At 44.8% G+C, this 13,436-nt stretch carries 14 protein-coding genes; 13 read left to right on the forward strand and 1 reads right to left on the reverse strand.

Annotation, left to right across the window (positions count from 1 at the left end; all coding sequences use genetic code 11):
- Positions 1-4: 4 nt before the first annotated feature.
- The 13 genes from IPO96_03965 to IPO96_04025 all read left to right on the forward strand — a co-directional run bounded on the left by IPO96_03965 (position 5) and on the right by IPO96_04025 (position 12,558).
- Positions 5-1,201 carry a hypothetical protein gene (locus IPO96_03965; GenBank protein ID QQS64700.1) on the forward strand — a complete coding sequence of 399 codons (1,197 nt, stop codon included), beginning with the start codon at positions 5-7 and terminating at the stop codon, positions 1,199-1,201.
- Positions 1,202-1,210: 9 nt separating this feature from the next.
- Positions 1,211-2,116 (forward strand): ATP-grasp domain-containing protein, encoded by a 906-nt coding sequence (locus IPO96_03970; GenBank protein QQS64701.1) that lies wholly within the window; start codon positions 1,211-1,213, stop codon positions 2,114-2,116.
- A 5-nt stretch (positions 2,117-2,121) separates the two neighbouring features.
- Positions 2,122-3,045 (forward strand): aminotransferase class IV, encoded by a 924-nt coding sequence (locus tag IPO96_03975; protein ID QQS64702.1) that lies wholly within the window; start codon positions 2,122-2,124, stop codon positions 3,043-3,045.
- Between the two features lie 40 nt (positions 3,046-3,085).
- Entirely contained in the window at positions 3,086-3,871 is a 786-nt protein-coding gene (locus IPO96_03980; protein QQS64703.1) for a hypothetical protein, read from the forward strand.
- A 232-nt stretch (positions 3,872-4,103) separates the two neighbouring features.
- The gene (locus tag IPO96_03985) at positions 4,104-5,618 is read left to right on the forward strand and encodes a hypothetical protein (GenBank protein ID QQS64704.1); all 1,515 of its coding nucleotides are present in this window, start codon (positions 4,104-4,106) and stop codon (positions 5,616-5,618) included.
- 61 nt (positions 5,619-5,679) lie between these two features.
- A complete protein-coding gene (locus tag IPO96_03990) occupies positions 5,680-8,220 on the forward strand; it encodes a leucine--tRNA ligase (protein QQS64705.1) in 2,541 nt (846 codons plus the stop codon).
- Between the two features lie 392 nt (positions 8,221-8,612).
- Entirely contained in the window at positions 8,613-9,068 is a 456-nt protein-coding gene (locus tag IPO96_03995; protein ID QQS64706.1) for a hypothetical protein, read from the forward strand.
- 190 nt (positions 9,069-9,258) lie between these two features.
- Entirely contained in the window at positions 9,259-9,465 is a 207-nt protein-coding gene (locus IPO96_04000) for a 50S ribosomal protein L32 (GenBank protein QQS64707.1), read from the forward strand.
- A 38-nt stretch (positions 9,466-9,503) separates the two neighbouring features.
- A complete protein-coding gene (nusB, locus tag IPO96_04005) occupies positions 9,504-9,995 on the forward strand; it encodes a transcription antitermination factor NusB (GenBank protein ID QQS64708.1) in 492 nt (163 codons plus the stop codon).
- A gap of 7 nt (positions 9,996-10,002) precedes the next feature.
- On the forward strand, positions 10,003-10,503 hold the full coding sequence (locus IPO96_04010) for an NUDIX domain-containing protein (GenBank protein QQS64709.1): 501 nt from the start codon (positions 10,003-10,005) through the stop codon (positions 10,501-10,503).
- Complete coding sequence (rnc, locus tag IPO96_04015) at positions 10,503-11,201, forward strand: ribonuclease III (protein QQS64710.1); 699 nt, start codon at positions 10,503-10,505, stop codon at positions 11,199-11,201. Before IPO96_04010 ends, rnc begins: the two co-directional genes overlap by 1 nt.
- A gap of 322 nt (positions 11,202-11,523) precedes the next feature.
- Positions 11,524-11,985 carry a 30S ribosomal protein S16 gene (gene rpsP / locus IPO96_04020; GenBank protein QQS64711.1) on the forward strand — a complete coding sequence of 154 codons (462 nt, stop codon included), beginning with the start codon at positions 11,524-11,526 and terminating at the stop codon, positions 11,983-11,985.
- Between the two features lie 66 nt (positions 11,986-12,051).
- Positions 12,052-12,558 carry a KH domain-containing protein gene (locus IPO96_04025; protein ID QQS65417.1) on the forward strand — a complete coding sequence of 169 codons (507 nt, stop codon included), beginning with the start codon at positions 12,052-12,054 and terminating at the stop codon, positions 12,556-12,558.
- A 427-nt stretch (positions 12,559-12,985) separates the two neighbouring features.
- On the opposite strand, the gene IPO96_04030 is transcribed toward IPO96_04025, so the two are convergent.
- Positions 12,986-13,423 carry a hypothetical protein gene (locus IPO96_04030; protein QQS64712.1) on the reverse strand — a complete coding sequence of 146 codons (438 nt, stop codon included), beginning with the start codon at positions 13,421-13,423 and terminating at the stop codon, positions 12,986-12,988.
- Positions 13,424-13,436: the final 13 nt, after the last annotated feature.

Consider the following 13,436-nt stretch of genomic DNA (forward strand, 5'->3'; position numbering starts at 1 on the left):
GCTGATGCGAAGAGTAATTGCCAAAATTCTCCAACTTCAAACTGAGAGATTATTGGAAAAGTGGAAGCCTTTGGTGATCGTGGTTACTGGTAGCGTCGGCAAGACCTCTACCACTCAGGCTATCGCCACAATGCTGGCTGCCACTAAGCGGGTAAGAGCTACACGACACAACTACAACACCGATGTTGGAGTGCCTTGTTCGGTCTTTGGTCATGACTTGCCCGAAACGTTGCTCAACCCCTTCGCATGGATCAGAATTGTAATAAAAAACGAACTAACCCTCAGCAGAAATCCTGAGTTCGATACGCTTGTACTTGAGCTAGGTACCGATAAACCTGGCGAGATTGCTGACTTCGCCTATCTAAAGCCTCATATCGCGGTTGTGACGGCGATTGCGCCAGAGCACATGGAGTTTTTTGGAACGATTGAATCTGTTGCAGAAGAGGAGCTTGCTGTTTTCGATTTTGCTGAAAGCGTGGCCTGCAATGAGCACCTAGTGCCAGATAAGTATCTAGGCATCAAAGACGTCAATTGGTATTCAGTGCAGATTTTAGATAAATATAAAACCAAGCCAAAAGTGCTAGGCGAGCAGGGAAGGCAAACTGCAGCAGCGGCCGTCTGGGTAGCGGAAAAAGTGGGCATTGGTAAGGTTGCTACTGAGGCGGGACTAGCCAAACTTGCTCCACAAGCTGGGAGAATGCAACTTCTGAGGGGTGTTTGTGATGGCATCTTGGTAGACGATACTTACAATGCTAGTCCAGAAGCTTATATTGCTGCGTTAGACTTTTTGTACCAGCAGAAAAACTGTGTAAGGCTACTTCTACTCGGTAACATGAACGAGCTGGGGGCTAGCTCCGCAGACGAGCACACTAGAATCGGTATGTACTGTGATCCCAAGAAGCTGCAAGTAGTTGTAACTCTTGGCCCTGACGCCAATAAATTTGCGGCAGTAGCGGCCGAGAAGCGTGGCTGTAAAGTCGTTCGTACCCAAACGCCGAGCCAAGCCGCCGACGTGCTCAGAACTGAGCTAAAGCGGGCCAAAGGCAAAAAAGTAGTATTACTCAAAGGCTCGCAAAACGGTGTTTTTGCCGAAGAGGCTGTAAAACAACTGCTGCAAAACAAAGAAGACGCCAGCAGACTAGTAAGGCAAAGCCCGGCTTGGCTAAAGAAAAAGGCTAAAACACTACGTTTGGTGGGTTAAAATATGATTATGAAGCTTTTAGTATTGCACGGCGGCGACTCGCCCGAAAAAGACATCTCTGAGCTGTCTGCTGAAAATATCTGCAATGCGGCTGCCGAAGCGGGCTACGAAGTTTCTAAGTATAATCCGGTAAATGGTGACGAAGGGCTTGCGAGTGCCGTTCGTGCCGCCGATCTAGTAATAATTGCTATGCATGGTGTAGGCGCTGAGGACGGCGTAATTCAAGGAAAGCTCGAAGCTCTTAATGCCAAATTTCTAGGCTCGGATAGCGCTGTTTCAGCTTTAACCTTCGATAAAGTCAAAACTCACGAGCTGCTCGAGAGTCACGGTATTACGATGCCCAAATATTGCGTAGTTTCCGCCAGTAACTTTGATGACTGTGAGCTGACGAGGTCAAAATTTGTTATGAAACCAATCAATAACGGCTCAAGTCTAGACACAGTAGTAGTACGGCAAGAGCGAGATAAGGAAAAGCTTGAACAGTGCCGTAAGCTATTAACAAAATACAAAACCATGTTAGTAGAGCAGCTGATAGTCGGTTCTGAAGTAAGTGTGCCTGTTTTAGGAAAAAAGGTACTGCCGTCTATTCTTGCCATCCCGCCAGAAGGAAGTGAATTTGACTATGAGAACAAGTATAACGGACTGAGCCAAGAGATAGTACCAATTCCTGATTCGATGCTGTCTATTGATAAACAGCGAGAGTTGGAAGAGCTAGCGCTGAGGGTTCATCATCTTACGGGTTGTAAACACCTATCTCGAACAGACATCATGCTAGATAAGGATTTAAAGCCATTTGTGTTAGAAATCAACACTCTTCCAGGTATGACTAAAGAAAGTTTTTATCCCAAATCAGCTCGAGCTGTCGGTTTTAGTATGCCGCAGCTTGTTCACGAATTTGTAAGACTGGTTGAGTAAGAATAATGGCTATGATGTATAAAAAAGTTTGGTTTGGGAAAGAGCTGGTTGAGGCGGATAGCGCCAGCCTTAGCATTGCTAGCTCCGCAGTCCTGTATGGTTTGAGTGTCTACACAGTATTTCCAGTATGCATCGGTGAAAAAGGCGAAAAGTTTGCTTTTAGGCTCGATGAGCATTTTAAGAGGCTCAAAAACTCAGCGCGGATTATCGGGATTGATGGCTTTGAAGAAAAATGGACTTACCCGAAGTTCGAAGCTGCTTGCCGCAAACTGATTGATGCAAATTCGGTAGACAAAGACGTTTTTGTGCGGGCGACAATTCACGTTTCAAGTGAGATTGCTGGTACACGCTCGCGCGGGCTAGAAACAGTACTTAGTATTTTTGTTTACGACGCTAACCCCATCTTGCCACAAGACGGCGCCAGACTAAAAACAAGCGTTTGGCGGCGGATTCCAGACTTCGCGATTCCGTCTCGAGCTAAGGTTAACGGCGCTTATGTCAACTCTGTGCTGGCCAAGCAGGACGCCCTAGATAGCGGCTACGATGACTGCATTTTTCTAGACAGCCACGGGCACGTTTGTGAGCTTTCGGCAGCAAACATTTTTTTGATCCGGCACGAAGAGCTGATTACACCCGATACAACTAGCGACTTGCTTGAGGGGATTAATCGAAAGTCAATTATCCAGATTGCACGCGAAGAATTTGGTATTAAGGTGAGGGAGCGGCAAGTAGACTTAACCGAGCTCTACGTGGCCGACGAGGTTTTTGCGACTGGCACAAGCGCTTTGATTGCCCCGATTACAGAGATAGATGGTCGCAAAGTTGGGCATGGTAAGTTGGGTGATATTGCGTTAAAGATTCAGAAACTTCACTCCGATATCCTGCATGGCCGCTCAGCCAAGCACCGCAACTGGCTAACTAAATTATAGCGCTTGTGCATATAAATATGTTCAGCGGTATTATTGATTCATGAGACCCAAAATTCCACTTCCAGAGCTACCTATTTTTGCATATTTAGAGGTTTTGGGTAAGCCGAAATTACCAATTACGCTTAACAAAGATAATATCGGAAATAGCAAGCTGTTAGTAGGCGGCGGTGAGCTATTGTTGGGCGGCATAACCTGTGAAATGGTTGCACTTGCAACGCTCGCCAGTCCTGACGAGTATGTCTCAGATCAAAAGCTTAAAGATTATGGGGTTAGGGCAACTGGCTTAGTGCCGGGTGCCGTGAGCCAGCTAAATGCTTTTACGGGAAAACTTGGGCTGGGGAATCCTTGGGTATGTCAAGCAGAACGTACCAGTAGAAGGTCTGGTAATAAGTATGGGGCGATATTTAAAAGCATTGTCGAGGTAGCACCTAGCGAAAAGTCAACTGAAGCTATACTAAGCCCTGCAGAAGCCGACGCCAAGCACTGGATAGATAGGCTTGAAGATACTAGACCGATTCTAGTATCGAACCTAGGACTTCGTAACTGGTCATATGTTCAGGTACTGCTTCTTAGAGATTTAATCGACAGCGCTGAGTTGGGACTAAATCTTGCAGAAACGCTCGAGACCTACAAATCTAAATTCGCCCAAATGAACGACTATGATTTCGATAATCTTGCCCAAGAGTTTCTAAGCGTTGTAAAGAAAATTAATGGTAAGAAACACTTAGCACGCGCCGAAGTAAAGATGACTGGTAATACTGCAAGTAAAGATCCAACTCAAGTCCGTTTTCATTGGGTGAGCACTCGTAAACGATTAGGTGCTTAAGCACCGACGGGTAACAATTCGATAAAAGTACTCGGTACTCTAGGCTATATCAGAAATAAGATCAACTGAAAATAATTATGATTTTTACTAAAACCGTCTTAGTCTGAGCTCAATATTTACTATGTCGTGGCCCTAAGGTATCGAGCTACGGTAGTTGTTGGAGAAAACACATCAATAATTAAAGACGCTTATGGTTGAGTGTAGGTGTTTTTTTGGATACTATCTTTAAAGTATGAGGGGCATAGACTTTAAAGATGGGTTATATAAAACCCCAAAGATTGGACCAGCAAAGAGGTTTGACGATTATCCGCAGTCCTCGATAGAAGTCCTAGATGGCAGGATGTACCTCAATAGTGTTTTGTATGATGAACGGATTGACTTAGAAAACGGTTTTGGGGACAAGCGGGCAGGCAGTTTTGTAACAGCGTTGGTTGATCACCAGTTTCATTTAATAGACATAAGGCAACTCTCGATGCCGGAAAAATTTGAGACGCGTGATGGCGCTGGCAGCATGGACAGACTTACGACGCTACTGGAAAGCGCAGTAATGGCCGCTAAGCTTGGCGCAACTTTTGAGCAGATTGTACAGGTTATGCTAAGTGATCTAAACGTAACAATTGATTCGCATAGGCTTGGTGATCAACTGGTTGGGGATTACGACAAGCAGTCGGCTCGGGATGATAAGCTATGGGACTATATTCGCCGTAGCGGGCTATATGAAGATCTAAAACACAATGAGCTCATGGAAGAAGATGGTCGACTGGCAGGCTCGCCCTTAACTCTTGAGTTGTTAGCTAATCCTAATAACCCAAGGAGGCACGACATTATAGAGTGCCCAAGACCAGATGGGAACGCCGATCGTACACCGTTTACATTAATTGAAGGACTTTATTTGGTAGATCATAAGCTTGTACGTGACGCCGCTGATTCGTTGGTCAGAGTCGAGGTTAATGGGAAAAACGGAGTTGAAGAGCGAATGGCTTTTAATGATGTAGATGCCGCGAGACTACTTTACCAACTGTCGGTTAGGCATTTAGCGGAACATTGGGGCGACGCCGCACATCACATTGTGGAAGAGCTTTTATCCTGGTCTGATAAATATAGATTCCTAGAGCCAACAGGCTTATACCGCGACTTCCAAACCAATCTTCCTACCGATCACCTTCATAACTCACAGTCTGAATGGTATGGCCTCGCTGACCGAGATTCTTTTGTGTTGAATATTCAAAATGTAGCTGCCAACTTGGCTACGGAAATAAAACAAGCAATGCAGCCGGTGCAGAATGATGATGAGGTGTACGGCGGACCCGTCAAAATCCAAGGTGTATCGATTGAAAAAAGCGTAAACAGGCCAAAGCCGACAGTTAATGCCAGCCTAGAATCAAAGTATGATAAAACGGGTGAGCTCTGGGTAGGGTTGCCTTCGCATAAGTATCGGGCACCGATCGACTCTTTGGTGACTACGAAATCTGGCTTACAAAGAGTTAGCGAAATCGATACTAATCTAAGTAAATTTGCTGAAGATAGATTGAAGTGGCTTGGGCCATACCTCGCCAGAATAATTCTGCCGGCCTCGATTATCAAGGAACTAGAATATGGCTGTAACCTAGTACGAAGTGGTTGGGAGGCCGTTAGAGCCCAAAAGTCCGAAGCCCATCCTCTTAGGCGGGAAGCTATGGAGACTTGGCAGCTGAGTCAGCAAATCAAACAAGCGAGTACCTTGACTAAGCAACTGGCTCGATCTTGATTTTGCCAATGGATATCCTGGTTTAATTCAGACAGGTAACAGATATGGTAAAATAACTCTTATGAAGAGGTATGATCCGAAAAGCATCGAGCCTAAATGGCAGGCGCGCTGGGCAGAAGACAAAGTCTATGAAGCAGTAGATGGCGCCCAAAAGCCTAAGATTTATGCTACACCTATGCTGCCATACCCAAGTGGCTCGGCCATGCACACCGGGCATGTTCGTAACTATGCTATAGCTGACGTTGTCGCTCGTTTTTATCGCCAAAAGGGCTACAATACTCTTCATACTATGGCTTGGGACGCCTTCGGTTTGCCGGCCGAAAACTATGCAATCAAGACCGGTACGCCACCGGCTGTATCGACAGCTCAAAACACTGTTTATTTCAAAAAACAGCTTCAGGCGCTAGCTATGAGCTACGACTGGAGCCGTGAGTTTACGACGAGTGACCCAAGTTATTACAAATGGACTCAGTGGGTTTTTGGGCTGATGTACAGTCGGGGCCTAGCCTATAAGGCTGAGAAAGCTCAATGGTGGTGCGAAAAATGTAACACCGTGTTAGCCGATGAGCAAGTCGATGCTAGCGGTAAATGTTGGCGCCATGACAGTCCTGAGGACGACAAAGTTACCAAAAGGGACGTAAGCCAGTGGTTTTTGAAGATCACTGAGTATGCTGATCAAATCTTGGATGCGACGGATGATCTGGACTGGCCAGATAAAATCAAAGCGATGCAGAAGAACTGGATCGGCCGCTCGCGTGGAGCGCTCATAAAATTCGCACTCCAGAACGAGGAACGAGGAACGAGGAACGAGGCTAAATTCCTTGAAGTGTTTACGACACGCGCTGATACCATTTTTAGTGGAGCGTTTATAGTACTAGCTCCTGAACATAAGCTCGTAGCACAGTTAACTACCGACGAACACAAGGCCGAAATTGAAGACTACATAAAAACTGCGTCCAAAAAATCCGAGCTTGAAAGACAAGAAAATAAGGGAAAAACAGGTGTGTTCACCGGTTCGTATGCAATAAACCCAGCAAATGATAAGAAAATTCCTATCTGGATTGGTGATTTTGTACTGGCCAGTTATGGTACGGGCGCAGTATTTGGCGATATTCATGACGAGCGCGATTTTGAATTTTTGAAAAAATACGACATCCCGGCAGAAGTTACTGTAGTGCCAGAGGACAAGCAAGAAGCTGAAAGGGTTTTGAATAAAGAATATCCTTATGTGAATGAAGGAATATTGATAAAATCTGAGCAATTTTCTGGAATGCGTAGCGAAATTGCTAGGGACAAAATCATTGAATGGCTGGCACAAAAAGGGTTGGCCGAGGAAAAGGTTAATTACAGAATCCGGGATTGGTTGATTAGTCGCCAGCGTTATTGGGGTGCGCCAGTTCCTATTATTTATTGTCCCGATCATGGAGCGGTGCTAGTTCCAGAGAGTGATCTGCCGGTTGAGCTTCCTGAGGTAGCCAATTACGTGCCAGACGGCAATAATAGCTCAGTTTTAGCGGGAGTAGAGAGTTGGGTTAACGCACCATGCCCTACGTGCGGCAAAATGGGCAAGCGTGAGACTGATACTATGGACGGCTACGTCTGCAGTACCTGGTATTTGCATCGCTACACAGACCCGCACAACACCGAGAAGGCTTTTGACAGCGAGAAGGCTAATTATTGGTTCCCGCTAGACTTTTACTTTGGGGCAGATCATGCTGTGGCGCATTTGCTTTACATTCGTTTTTTCCAGCGAGTGTTAGTTGATGCTGGGCTTATGGATAAAAAGACGATCGAACCTGTCAAAAAGCTTGTCTATAACGGCTACATCAATGCCGAAAATGGGGCCAAAATGAGCAAAAGTAAAGGCAATACTGTCGACCCAATGGATATTATCGAACAGGGCTACGGGGCTGACGCTTTACGTGTATTCGAGCTATTCATTGCCCCTTATGATCAAGATACCAGTTGGAATACTAACGGCGTGCCAGGCACTTACAGGTTCTTGCAGCGCTATTGGACTTTGGTCCAAGAATTTTTGGATGCCAAAAATTTGCAAGAGTCAGGAGTCAGGAGCCAGGAGTCAAGAGAAGCTCTATCAACTATAAACCATAAACCATCAACTCTCCTTGCTTCTGCGCACAAAACTATTAAAAAGGTGAGCCACGATCTGCAGAACCTGAGTTTCAACACCGCTGTTTCGGCTATGATGGAGTGTGTCAACGAGCTATACAAAATAAAAGCTACGGACGGTTTTGCTGCGGAGGAATCCTGGGAGTTTGCCCTTAAATCCCTAACTCAGCTCTTAGCACCTTTTGCGCCACATATTACCGAAGAACTGTGGCATGAATTGGGCGAAACAGACAGTGTTCACGTCGACCATTGGCCAGTATTTGAAGATAAGTACCTAGTTAGCGACACCATGACAATTGTGGTGCAGGTGAATGGTAAGGTTCGCGCACAGCTACTAGTCTCCTCTGACTCTGACGAGCATAATATTAGATCCTTGGCGCTTGCAGAGCCAAACGTTGCTAAATTCCTTGGTGGAAAAGAGCCGAGCAAAGTCATATACGTGGCTAAGAAGCTTATCAGTATTGTTCCTTGAATTTTTCGGCGATAGGCGATCGATCTTATGGACTAGGGTTTTATGTATTTTGATATTTTGTCTGCGCTGTGATCAAAATACAGTCGTTTTCACTCCTACACGATATTATGATACCTGATCATTTATAGAGTCGCCAAAAGACAACTTTTCTATTTTTATTGCCAATACGAGTGGTGAATAGAGACTCTGACTTTTTCGATATTTTTTGGTTTGTATGCATTATCCTTCAGCCGCGTTCGCGTTTATTGTATCTTATGTCTAACTTTTCGTCCTCAGGGAGAAAATAAATACAATTAAGTTCAAAGTATGAACTCTATTTAGCATTGATCGTTGATATTGCAATATACATACCAACATGGTAGCCTTAATCTATAAATTAGAGGGAGAATATTATGTCAATAGCATCCTTGAGCAGAACACTAAAACTAGACTACAAGTTAATTGCTGCGGTACTATTTTCTGTCGTATCGTTGCAATCAATATTACTGCCGAGAGTAGTAAGTGCATATAGCTGGACGCAAGTAATAAATGAGAGCAACAGGAAAATGTGGGTTTGTAAAGAGTTGGTTGGTTCTGCTTATGGCCCTCTGTGGAAAGTTCGTGCGCGTGCATCAAATTCCACTGGCGTGACGCAAACCTCAAGAGTGTTAGTGAACTCCGCTATCTCAGGAGGAGCGATCTCTAGAGATTACGCAACAGTTATTTCTGGAGCTATCCCTGTGACATATGGACCGGTTTATGGTCCAAAAAGCGACTCAACACTTCGGGTAGCCTACGGTATGGGAACAAGTACCTCTTCATTTTTTTGGGGTAGTGAGCTGTCTTTAGGTAATATAGTTTATTGTTAGTTGAAGCAGCGGTCAAAAAGTTCTGGTTAGTGATACGTTTTTTCTTGCAAAACCAGTAATTATTTCTAGTTTTTGCTTGATACTAGCGCAGTGAAATTCAATAGCTTAGGTTTTCAGCGAAGGCTTTGGTAGCTATCTAGTTTCCAGTTCAGTCTATTGACCTTGCCAAAAGGTAGTAAAAAGCGCTATAATGAGCGCAATATTTATCAGTTTTAAGAAGGGAGCTACTTCAACCGTGGGTAAACCCAAGAAACGAACCAGTTCACGTCGTACAGGTATGCGCCGAAGCCATTTGGTTCTCGAGCTAGCCCGTGCAGTCAATTCAAAGTCGCCAGTAAAAGCACGTACCACCGCTAAACAGTCAGGCAAAAAGCTAGCTGCCGGCAGCGCCGAGTAAAAGTTTAACAATTAAAACGAATAGTTAGGATTAGCAGAATGGCATCCAACCGTCATTTAGGACGTATCGTAGCGCTTCAGACACTTTACGAAGTAGATTTTCGTCGCGATTGCGGCGATAAGCAGATGGTTGATGCTGATGTTTTGGATCGTAACATTCTACGCTATAGCGAGGTGCTTGACGACCGAAAGTTTATAGAAGACTTAGTCCAGGGAGTTACTGAGCACGAAGCTGAGTTGGATGCTATCTTGCAACCAATTGCGCCAGAATGGCCAATTGATCAGATAGCGAAGATGGACAGAACCACTCTTCGTTTGGCTGCCTATGAGCTACTAACTACTAAGGATGTGCCGCCGAAGGTAGTCATCAATGAAGCTGTAGAGCTGGCCAAGGCCTTTGGTGGTGATAATTCGAGCAAATTTATTAACGGTGTACTTGGTACGCTGCTCAAAGAAAAAGAAAAAGGCACAAAATTTACCATAACCACCGCCAAAAAGGTCAAAAAAACCAAATCAACCACCAAGAAGTAAATATTTTATGATGAAAAGACCAAAGCCACTACAAAGGTTTAAGAAGATTGTGACAAGGGCCCCGGCAATTAACGAGGTGGTCAGGGAGCGCACCGCCGGCGGGGTGATTTTTCGTCGTAACAAAACTACAAATCAAATCGAAATACTGCTAACAGCAGATGCGAAAGACCGATGGACAATCCCGAAAGGACACATCGAGGAAGGTGAGTCACCTCGTCAGACTGCCGAGCGAGAAATCACCGAAGAAACTGGTTTGCAAAAAATGAAGATTATAGGCTGGCTCAATAAGGTCAGCTTTCAGTACCGCAGAAATCAAAGCCTAGTACTTATGACGACTGAGGTTTTCTTGGTGCAAGCTCTGGGAGATACTGATGCGCTTAATCCCGAAGAGTGGATGAACGGTATTAGGTGGTTCAGCGTCAACGAAGCTCTCGACAAAATAGAATATGAAGATATCGGCAAGGCGATTTTGATTGGGCTTAAAAAGATCAGGAGTGCAGGCCTCTAATGCTTGACAGTAATCTGTATCAAAATTTTGCCAGCAGCAAGCTAGTTGGTGCATTTAAAGATGTTAGCCTGCTGATGACGGCCTTTACTCATCGAAGCTACCTCAATGAGCATAAGAAAACTGTCAGTGAGCACAATGAGCGTCTTGAGTTTCTAGGAGACGCTGTTTTGGAGCTCGTTGTAACCAACTTCTTGTATTCTAACTATTCTGAGCCAGAAGGGATTTTGACCAATTGGCGTTCGAGCTTAGTCCGTACCGAGAGCATTGGCGCAGCAGCAGAGCGACTTGGATTTGCTGAACTTCTGAGATTATCGAGAGGTGAAAAACGGGGAACGGACAGAGCAAAAGCTCAGATCCTTGCCAACTGTTTTGAGGCTGTGATTGGGGCGATTTACCTTGATCAAGGCTACGAAGCTGCTGAGAAGTTCATTACTATGAATATTCTTAGTACCTTCGAAGAAATCCTGCACACAGGCGCGTGGCTTGATCCTAAGAGTCGTTATCAAGAAGTAGTCCAAAGCCAAGAAGGTGTCACGCCTCAATATCGAGTTTTGAGCGAAGATGGCCCAGATCACGATAAGGTCTTCACAGTTGGCGTTTTTGTTGGCGAGAGCCTCAGGGCTCAAGGCAAAGGCCCAAGCAAGCAAGCAGCTCAGCAGGAAGCCGCCAAAGAAGCGCTTGGAAGCAGCGGGCTTTAGATTCTGGTTTATAGTCTATAGTTTTTATAGAAAATTGCCGAGAGCAGAAGGCAGAGAGCCGTGAGCTGTGAGTGCTGAGTTATGAGTACTGAGTTACGAGTTTTGTTTTTTCAGTTTTTCATTTTTTAATTTGTTTAGAGTTTAGAGCTTAGTATCTAGGATTTATGCATAATACTTTATACATGATACTTAATACTTGATACAAAAAGATATCGGCCCTTGTCTATAGAGCTCGATTCTGCTACAATTACATCTTGAAAAGCAGGTGAGTGTATATAGGATTTGCTTGCTATTTATTAACTAAACAGGAGTATGTAAATACATGCTAACAATCCGTCTTCAGCGCACAGGTCGCTCCGGGCACGCACAATTTCGTGTTGTAGTGCAAGATTCGCGCACCGCTCCAACCAGCGGCAAAGTAATCGCTCAGTTGGGTTCATATAACCCACACACCAAAGAAACAATTATTAAAAAAGAAGAGGCCGAGCGTTTTATGGCAAATGGCGCGCAGCCTAGCGAGAGAATCGTTAAGCTTTTTGCTTCACAAAAAATCAAGATGCCGCAATGGGTAACAACCCCAGACAAAAAGAGCAAAAGCATCAAGAATAGTGACAAACTTCGACGCAACCAACCAGCCAAAGAAAAAGAAGTAGAAGAAAGCAAGCCAGCAGATGTGGCAGCCGAGCCAGCCGTAAGTGAAGAGCCAGTTGCCGAAACTTCAGCTGAAGAAGCTGTACATGATTCCGAAGCCATAGTTGCTGAAGAGCCAGCTACCGAAGCCTAATTTGTCTCGCTTACTACTTGCTACTAACAACTTACTACAATAAAGGGGAAAATAATGAGCAAAACTATAGACGAACAGTTTATCGAATACATCGTAAAGTCACTAGTTGGTAATCCTGACGCAGTCAAGCTAGTGCGGACCATTGACGAAAAAGGTGTGCTCTTGGAACTCACTGTTGATCCTGAGGATCTCGGCCGTGTTATCGGTAAAAGAGGGGCAACTGCTCAGAGCCTAAGGACATTGTTGCGGGCATTGGGTACAAAAAACGAGGCTCGCTACAACCTGAAGATTGTTGACAACGGTGAGCCAAGACCAGAGCGAGCGTCTCGTGATGAAAGCAGATATTCTGCAAGCAACGACTCTTCTTCTAGCTACGGATCAGACGATTCAACCAGTAGTGACGATTCGGTGACAAGCGTCTCTGATGACTCATCGAATGATACCATTAATAAAGCGAGCGATGATGCTTGGGGTATGCCAGAACCAAGTTCTGATAAAGATGAAGCAGATCACGAATCGGTTATGTCCAAGACCCGCAAAGAGCTAGAAGATCTCGACGACCTCGATATCTGAGCAACATGCCAGCCGGCCTTCTTTGGGGCGCAGTCCCAAACTCTGCCGACTTCTCTGGCTATCGAACGCTTTTTTACTGTGTTGCTCACTCGCCGTATATTAAATACGTCTTGTTGCGTTACTCGCTAAAAACCGTACGCTAGCTCAGAGCATGTTACTCAGATGCTAATGTGGTTTGAAGCCCATATCTACTTCATTAATCCTTAATCGTCAATCGTTATTCAGCGCCGAAGACGTATAAAGCGCTTGTGCTAGTGTTCGTGGTCTGTTAGGATATTTATTACGTCCGTTAAAAACAAAAGCGGCAACAAAAACAAAAACAATTCAAAGCTCATTGCGAGCCATCGGGTTCAATAAGTAAGCCAGATGGGGGCTTTATGTGATTAAATGACTGTCGAACTGGCGGTCATTTAAGTTAGGGCGAGAATTACCTTACAAGAGTCAAGTGTCTAGCCCGGGAGGTACGTCGTACTGCCTTGATCTCGGGAGTGCCATTCCAATGGTTACTAATTTCTTTACCCGCATCTATTGCTTTAGAAAGAATGCTCCAGATCACCTCGTCGTATGGCAGCTCTAGTACAGGCTGGCAATACTGCTCGCTGTGGTACTTAGTCATAACCATCTCAGCTAGCAGTCTGCGGCTAATAGTAGCGGCGGTATCTTGTTCATTATCATTATTTACAGCAAATAAGTGAGGATATCTTTTTTTTAGAAATTGATTACTATTCGTTTTATAAACATCAATCGCTAGGTTGAGCTTTATTGTAAAAGCCCTCGGATTTGGTTCATCAGACATATTTAGGCCATCGTTAGCTAAAAGTGCTTCCTGGGGACTAAATTTTATCTTCTCTTTATCTCGCAACATCACAATATGTTAT

The sequence above is a fragment of the Candidatus Saccharibacteria bacterium genome (assembly GCA_016700315.1).
GTDB lineage: Bacteria > Patescibacteriota > Saccharimonadia > Saccharimonadales > SZUA-47.